We start from the raw sequence: 7,235 nt of genomic DNA, 5'->3' as shown, positions 1-7,235 counted from the left end.
CGTATGCGAAGATCAATGGAAAGGGCTCGCGACATATCTGCCGACCTCCATCGGCAGATAGCTTGAATCAGAAAGTGACTGATTTGCAAAGCCTGCCGATTCAATCAGGCAGGGAAACGCTCTAAAAGATAATAGTGGCAAGGCACTCGTTGCCAATTCTAACCGGCCGACCGGCTCAAATTTGCCACGCGCAGACATTGCAACTATGCAAACCTATCTTCGCAACATGATCTATGTGCTTGAGGCACTTGGCTACGACTTATTCTCAGTGCAGGAGCGTATTACAGCTTCCCCGGCATCAATAAACCAAAGTGAAGTATCGGAAATAGCGCCGTTTGATCTTTATGCAACGCTACCGAACAGAAAAAACGAGAAGGCATTTTTACGCTATGAAGATGGTGCTTACACTCTCAAGGCTGGTTCAAAAATAAACGCCAGGGCTACAGATAGTTTACCGTTAAATGTCAGAAAGCTGCGTGAACAATTAATGGCTGATGGCGGCCTTATTTCACATGGGGAATATCTGGAGTTGACCCGCGATATTCCGTTTTCCAAGCCTTCACCAGCTTCATCTCTCGTAAAAGGTCGCAGCTCAACTGGATATCAGGATTGGCTGCGTGTTAATGATGATCTGCCTTTAGGGACTTTTTTGGGAGTGATGACAAGTGTTGACAGCACCGTTGCTTTACACCGAGAGACTTGAGTGGTTTGGCGGTGGTGTCATCAAAGTTCGAGCGTAAAATCCTGAACGTGCAAAATTTGCGGATAAACCATTAGAATTTCCCAAATAGGCCATTGAAGCAATCAATCGCTTCGTTTAGAACCTCGGTAGACGAGGCTCACGCCTCCCGGTGATGCACCCGTAGCTCAGCTGGATAGAGTGCTGCCCTCCGAAGGCAGAGGTCACAGGTTCGAATCCTGTCGGGTGCGCCATTTCAGTCATTTAGCCGGTAAACATCATCCCCTCTTATTTCCGACCTCCGTGATATTGCTTGGTGTTACAAGCGCAAATGGTATCCCCTGTTGCCGAAGCAATTATCGGCCTTATGATTGGTATTTGTTTTCTGAATGCCTATCTTAAACAAAGCCAGAGGCGAAGCTGCTTGGGAGACGAATGAAAAAGTTAATCGGAATTGTCGTTTTTGCACTTTGGCTTATCCCAACAATTGCAACGGCCGCAACTGACTCTGAAATTGTGACCGAGATGGCCGAACAGTGTTGGCAATTGCCGGAAGATGTGAACTACAGCCGTGCGTCTGCAACTTTCGAAGTTACTTATGACGGAAATGGCCAACTGACGCGCATTTTAACAGTGGAGTTTCAGCCGGTTAGAAAAGCGGGACGAGAGTTTGCTGTCTCGGCACAGGATGCCATTTTAAAGTGCGCCAGCAAAACCTCGGTGCGTTCACGGACTGTGCGGGTTATTATGCGATATGTTGAGCAGAAAACAGATGGGCCTCTGATCATGAAAAGGTCGCTGCGCTAATTTAATATCAAAGATGATCCTTTGCCGCTTGCGATAAAAGCGCAAAAGAAAAGGCGGGAATGTCCCGCCTTTGTTTGTTTTATCCGACATGCAAACCGGGCGCTTCCTGCCCGGTGCTTTCGACATATTCGGTGTAACCACCACCATATTGCTGAATGCCATCGGAAGTGAGTTCCAGAACCCGATTAGACAGAGCTGCCAGAAAACGGCGATCATGCGATACAAACAGCATTGTGCCTTCATAAGCTGAAAGCGCCTTGATCAGCATTTCCTTTGTGTCGAGATCAAGATGGTTTGTCGGCTCATCAAGCACGAGGAAATTCGGCGGATCAAACAGCATTGCCGCCATCACCAGGCGCGCTTTTTCACCACCGGACAGCACACGGCATTTCTTTTCAATATCATCGCCGGAAAAACCAAAACAGCCAGCCAATGCCCGTAAAGGTGCCTGTCCTGCCTTTGGAAAACGCTGCTCCAGCCATTCAAGAATAGTGCTTTCACCATCCAGAATATCCATGGCGTGCTGCGCGAAATAGCCAAGCTTCACGCTTGCACCAAGATTCACAATGCCCTGATCCGGCTCGGTTGCGCCCGTCACAAGTTTAAGCAGCGTTGACTTGCCTGCTCCGTTCACGCCCATAATGCACCAGCGTTCGCGGCGCCGAACCATAAAATCCAGACCATCATAGATCGTCCGGCTTCCATAGGTTTTGCTGACGCCCTTAAGGCTGACCACATCTTCGCCTGAGCGCGGTGCAGGAGCGAAGTCAAAAGCAACCGTCTGGCGTCGGCGTGGAGGCTCCACACGGTCGATCTTTTCGAGTTTCTTGACGCGGCTTTGCACTTGCGAAGCATGTGATGCACGCGCTTTGAAACGCTCGATAAACTTGATTTCCTTGGCGAGCATTGCCTGCTGGCGCTCGAATTGCGCCTGCTGCTGCTTTTCGTTGAGTGCGCGCTGGCCTTCATAAAAGGCGTAATCCCCCGCATAAGAGGTCAGCGACCCGGCATCAATTTCGATAATCTTGGTCACGATGCGGTTCATGAATTCGCGGTCATGCGATGTCATGAGCAGCGCGCCATCATAGTTTTTAAGAAAGGATTCGAGCCAGATCAAGCTTTCGAGATCAAGGTGGTTGCTTGGCTCGTCAAGCAGCATAACATCCGGGCGCATCAGCAGAATACGGGCAAGCGCCACGCGCATCTTCCAGCCGCCGGACAGCTTGCCGACATCGCCATCCATCATTTCCTGACTAAAACTAAGCCCTGCCAGAACTTCACGCGCACGGCCATCCAGCCCGTAACCGTCAAGCTCTTCATAACGAGCCTGCACCTCGCCATAACGCTCGATAATGGCATCCATCTCATCAAGACGATCGGGGTCGCACATGGCGGCTTCAAGTTCGCGCAATTCAGCCGCGACACTGCTTACCGGCCCTGCCCCGTCCATCACTTCGGCAACAGCCGAACGCCCACCCATTTCACCAACATTCTGGTTGAAATAGCCAATCGTTACACCTTTTTCGACATTGACCTGCCCTTCGTCAGGCAGATCTTCGCCGGTAATCATGCGGAAAAGCGTTGTCTTGCCAGCACCATTCGGCCCGACGAGGCCAATCTTCTCGCCGCGGTTCAAAGCGGCTGAAGCTTCGATAAACAGAATGCGATGGCTATTGGACTTGCTGATATTGTCTAAACGGATCATATGCGCGGGAGGCCTTGTGAAAACTCGGCCTCCCTATGACATGGCTTGACGCCGCTGTCACGCGGCGCTGCGCAGCTTGCAGCTATTCTTTGCTTACGGAATATGATGCAGCCATTTTTCAGTCGCGAATTTTTCTTCCACGAGCTGCTCTGCTGCGGCAAATTCCTCCGGCGTAATCGTGCCGCTTACACCGCCATTAAGCGAGATGAATGTCTCCATCATACGATCAATGACCTCGCGGCGCGGCAGGCCGGTCTGACTGCGGACAGGATCGACGCGCTTGACGGCGCTGGCCGTGCCCTTGTCAGAGAGTTTTTCACGGCCGATCCGCAGGACCTTCACCATCTTTTCTGCATCCATATCATAAGCCATCGTGACATGATGCAGAACGGTTCCACCGGAATAACGCTTTTGGGCGGCTCCTCCGATCTTGCCTTTCGAACTCGCAATATCGTTGAGCGGCTTATAAAAAGCGTCAATTCCAAGCGAGTTGAGGGATTTCAGCACCCATTCATCAAGAAATGCATAGGAATCGGCAAAACTCATATCGCGGACCAAATCCCCAGGCGCATAAAGTGAATAGGTGATCGTATTGCCAGGTTCGACAAACATAGCACCGCCGCCGGTTACGCGACGCACCGTTTCCACGCCCATTTCTTCGGCAGCATCCATGTCCACTTCATTACGCAGTGACTGAAATGCACCAATGATGATTGAAGGACGCTCCCACTCCCAAAAGCGCAATGTGGGTGCACGGCGCCCGGCAGCAACTTCGCGCGCCAGAACCTCATCAAGCGCCAGATGCATTGTCGGGCTGAGTGGCGGAATATCAATGATCTGCCATTCGTAATCGCGCCATGTCCGTGCAACGCCGAGAGCGCGACGAACCGCAATGGCCACCGCCTCCGGGCTGAAACCAATCATGAAGGCATCGGGACGAAGCCCTTTGCGCACGGCATCCGCGATTTCTTCAGCGCACGCCGTTGCAGGCAGGCCATTCAATGCATTGCGAATATCATCAAGGGCTTCGCCGGGTTCGAGGAAAAAATCACCGGCAACCTGTACGTTGCAGAGTTTATTGTCCTGAACCTCCAGATCGATAACGACCAGCTTTCCACCGTGGACCTTATATTCACCATGCATTTCAAACGACCTTACTGACGAGAAACCTTCAGGTGCACTGTTGCGGATTCAAGACAGAAAGGAAACTGCGGCAACGGGATTTTACAATCATTTCTCTCAAATAAAACGACGCGTGCATCAAATTCAGATAGATAGAGACGTGAATTATCGTTCACTCTATATTCAATATGCGGGTTCTATATTTTTCAGCAGATCAATACTCAAACAATGGTGTTCGCATGGCAGCTCTTCTGTCTAACAAACTCAGCCTGATTGCAGGCATATCAGCCTTCATCGCATCCATGTATGTGCTCGCGCCTGCCTCCGCAGAAGCAGCGCGTCTACAAAAATGTGCATCGGAAAACGGCATTTGCCAATTGCCTTACCCGACCGAGGTTATTTACGGCGCTGATGGGCAGGGTACATCGCGCTTTATCGACCGCCCGGAAGTTCGCTGTTCGAACCGCGTTTTTGGAGATCCTGCGCCCAAGAGAAGAAAAAGTTGCTCATATGTCGTGCGTGAGCGTTACGAGGATCGTCGTGATGATCGACGTAACGACTGGCGTGGTGGTAGACGAGACGACCGGGGCCGTAGCCAATGGCAGCAATGCGCCAAAGAAAATGGCTTTTGTGATTTTTATGGCCGCAAGCTCGTTCGTTATGGTGCGAAAGGGCGTTTCGTAGAACGCGTTTTCCGTGACGGCGTACCATGTAACAATCAGACTTTCGGTGATCCGGCGCGGGGTCAGGGAAAAGCCTGCTATATTCAAAATTGAAGTTAAAAAGGCGGACTTGGGGCGCTGATCTGATCCAATCAGATCGAAATGCGCTCTAAGTCCGCCTTTTTCAAATGCCATCCGTCAATAAATAAGATAGCGACTTAAAGAGAAGCTAATCGCGATTCAGCCGTTTTATCAAAAGCCTTCTGCAAACCGGAATCACGGCCATAAACATCGTTGTAGAAACGAACTGTGCCTGATGCATCAGGCCATGCGGTGAAATAGGCAATATAAACCGGAACAGGATCAGCGACTTTGATGCCGCGCTCATCCTTGCCGAAATATTTGCTCAGGTCTGCAACAGGCTTACCAAGAACCGCCGCCGCCATATCACGCGGACGCTCTAGACGAATACAGCCATGGCTTAAGGCACGCATGTCGCGGCTGAAATAAGATTTTGCCGGTGTGTCATGCATATAAATATCATGGGCATTTGGGAACAAAATCTTGAGTTCACCCAAAGCGTTATCAAGGCTTGGCTTCTGTCGGATGCCAACATGGGCTTTGCCTGCGGCAACGGCATTCCAATTAACCGCACTTGCCGAAACCTTCTTGCCACCAACATAAACTTCATAGCCATTGCGGTCGAGATAGCTGTTATCGCGCATCACTTTGGGCAACATTTCATTCAGGATGATTGAGCGCGGCACACCCCACGATGGGTTGAACACAACGGTCTGCACCTTGTTGTAGAAAAAATAGGTCTGATGCGTTGGTGAACCGATCACGACATTCATTGCCAGCTTTTCTTTGCCGTTTTCGAAATATTCAGCGCGATAGGATGGCTGATTGACCATCACATAGCGCGATCCGAAATCATGTGGCAGCCAGCGCAGACGTTCCATCGAATAGAGAATACGATCACGCTTGATCGAATCCTGCTCACCCTGAAGCGCTGCGATCGTATTTTTGCCGATGATGCCATCAGGCGTGCTGCCCGAAAGCCTTTGATAATCCTTGATGGCCGTGGTCAGCTCCGGGTCGTAAATGGTTGTATCGGCATGGGCCTGCAACACATCGCGATGCTGTTCGATATAGCTCGACGGTGCATGATGCGTAATAAGCGCCACAACCTTGGCCAGCTGATCGCTGGTATCTCCCGGACGAATGGCTTTATCGAGTGAAATGCGAATTGGTTCGCCTGCTGGCGCCTCTGTGTTCGCCAGTTCGCGCTTCAGGGCCGAATAGGCTTCATTGTTTGGCTGAAAGCTTTTCAGATAGGCGACCGGATCAGTTTCAGTCGCCAGACGAGCAAGGACCGCCTTTGGATCGACGCGCTTACGCGGCAGGTCGTGAAAGCCACTCAAGCGGTCAGCAACAATACGCCCCTCGCCTGCGTCGATTGCATAACGCAGCGCGCGCGCTGACATGCGGATTTCAAAATCCGTGAGTTTTTGTTGGCGTTCTGCAAGCTGCGATTCATCAAAATGATCGCCGGGAATTGAAACTTCATATTCCTCGGGGTTGAACCCATCTTCATCCGACTGCGCAAAGAACGCGGCGACGCTGCGCGCCTTATCAAGGGCCTTATTATCGGCTGACCAGAGGAATTTGCGGTTTTCAGAATAGAAGCTGACGATGGCGTCCGCGATCTGCTTTTCTGCTTTCACATTAACAGTCTTGAGATAATCCGCCGCCGCATCAAAAGCTAATTCAGCCGGTGTTTCCGTCACCTTCTTTGTTGGGCCAATCGGCGACATGCCTGACGTCAGAGCATCTGTTTGCGCAGCAGCGACAGCTGCGGTCACCTGCATATCGAGCGCGCTGAAATCGATATTAATCAAGGCGTCCGGCTTGTAATCGTATATCTGCGGTCCCTTAACCGTCACACGCTGTGCGGGCGGTATGGCGGCTCTGGGCACGGAAACCGGCTTTGCAATCTTGGGTGCCGGTGTGGCCTGCACTGGCGGTTGAACCGGTTGGGCTTGCTGCTGACGGCGCTGCTGGAACAGCTCAAGCAGCGAATTTGCTGCCTGCGCCTGCGCTGTCGAGAAAAGTGTCGATGCGGCCAGTGCGAAAGCCATCGCTTTGCGGACATAAGGACCACGTTTGCGATTATCTTCAATGTTCCGATTCAAATTTCTGGAGAACTGCATTCCAACCGCCAATTCAGTACAACCGCTATAGCGGCCTGCGTCAATCT

Annotated in this window: 6 protein-coding genes and 1 tRNA gene; 4 read left to right on the top strand and 3 right to left on the bottom strand. The window is 51.4% G+C overall.

Going from position 1 to position 7,235, the window contains the following annotated elements:
- Positions 1-205: 205 nt before the first annotated feature.
- The 3 genes from OPR82_RS06730 (at position 206) to OPR82_RS06720 (ending at position 1,486) form a co-directional block, all read left to right on the top strand.
- Positions 206-703 (top strand): DUF4357 domain-containing protein, encoded by a 498-nt coding sequence (locus OPR82_RS06730; RefSeq protein WP_265983793.1) that lies wholly within the window; start codon positions 206-208, stop codon positions 701-703.
- A 153-nt stretch (positions 704-856) separates the two neighbouring features.
- A tRNA-Arg gene (locus OPR82_RS06725) sits at positions 857-933 on the top strand.
- A gap of 181 nt (positions 934-1,114) precedes the next feature.
- Positions 1,115-1,486 carry a hypothetical protein gene (locus tag OPR82_RS06720; RefSeq protein ID WP_265983792.1) on the top strand — a complete coding sequence of 124 codons (372 nt, stop codon included), beginning with the start codon at positions 1,115-1,117 and terminating at the stop codon, positions 1,484-1,486.
- 79 nt (positions 1,487-1,565) lie between these two features.
- Here OPR82_RS06720 and OPR82_RS06715 read toward each other — a convergent pair whose 3' ends face one another.
- Together OPR82_RS06715 and OPR82_RS06710 are read right to left on the bottom strand one after the other, a co-directional pair.
- Positions 1,566-3,191 (bottom strand): ABC-F family ATP-binding cassette domain-containing protein, encoded by a 1,626-nt coding sequence (locus tag OPR82_RS06715; protein WP_265983790.1) that lies wholly within the window; start codon positions 3,189-3,191, stop codon positions 1,566-1,568.
- A 93-nt stretch (positions 3,192-3,284) separates the two neighbouring features.
- Positions 3,285-4,334 carry a lipoate--protein ligase family protein gene (locus OPR82_RS06710; RefSeq protein WP_265983788.1) on the bottom strand — a complete coding sequence of 350 codons (1,050 nt, stop codon included), beginning with the start codon at positions 4,332-4,334 and terminating at the stop codon, positions 3,285-3,287.
- A gap of 218 nt (positions 4,335-4,552) precedes the next feature.
- Here OPR82_RS06710 and OPR82_RS06705 point away from each other — a divergent pair, with 218 nt between their 5' ends.
- The gene (locus OPR82_RS06705) at positions 4,553-5,089 is read left to right on the top strand and encodes a hypothetical protein (RefSeq protein ID WP_265983786.1); all 537 of its coding nucleotides are present in this window, start codon (positions 4,553-4,555) and stop codon (positions 5,087-5,089) included.
- Between the two features lie 104 nt (positions 5,090-5,193).
- Here the strand turns inward: OPR82_RS06705 and OPR82_RS06700 are convergent, their stop codons facing one another.
- Positions 5,194-7,188: a L,D-transpeptidase family protein gene (locus OPR82_RS06700; protein WP_396996617.1), complete on the bottom strand. Its 1,995-nt coding sequence runs from the start codon at positions 7,186-7,188 to the stop codon at positions 5,194-5,196.
- Positions 7,189-7,235 lie beyond the last annotated feature (47 nt).

The organism is Ochrobactrum chromiisoli (assembly GCF_026241335.1).
Taxonomy (GTDB): Bacteria; Pseudomonadota; Alphaproteobacteria; order Rhizobiales; family Rhizobiaceae; genus Brucella; species Brucella chromiisoli.
This window is presented reverse-complemented; position numbering and strand designations above follow the sequence as displayed.

Excerpts from the sequence above, each read along its gene's own strand:
- OPR82_RS06730 (WP_265983793.1), top strand. The coding sequence starts at position 206 with ATGCAAACCTATCTTCGCAACATGATCTATGTGCTTGAGGCACTTGGC.
- OPR82_RS06720 (WP_265983792.1), top strand. The coding sequence starts at position 1,115 with ATGAAAAAGTTAATCGGAATTGTCGTTTTTGCACTTTGGCTTATCCCA.
- OPR82_RS06715 (WP_265983790.1), bottom strand. The coding sequence starts at position 3,191 with ATGATCCGTTTAGACAATATCAGCAAGTCCAATAGCCATCGCATTCTG.
- OPR82_RS06710 (WP_265983788.1), bottom strand. The coding sequence starts at position 4,334 with ATGCATGGTGAATATAAGGTCCACGGTGGAAAGCTGGTCGTTATCGAT.
- OPR82_RS06705 (WP_265983786.1), top strand. The coding sequence starts at position 4,553 with ATGGCAGCTCTTCTGTCTAACAAACTCAGCCTGATTGCAGGCATATCA.
- OPR82_RS06700 (WP_396996617.1), bottom strand. The coding sequence starts at position 7,188 with ATGCAGTTCTCCAGAAATTTGAATCGGAACATTGAAGATAATCGCAAA.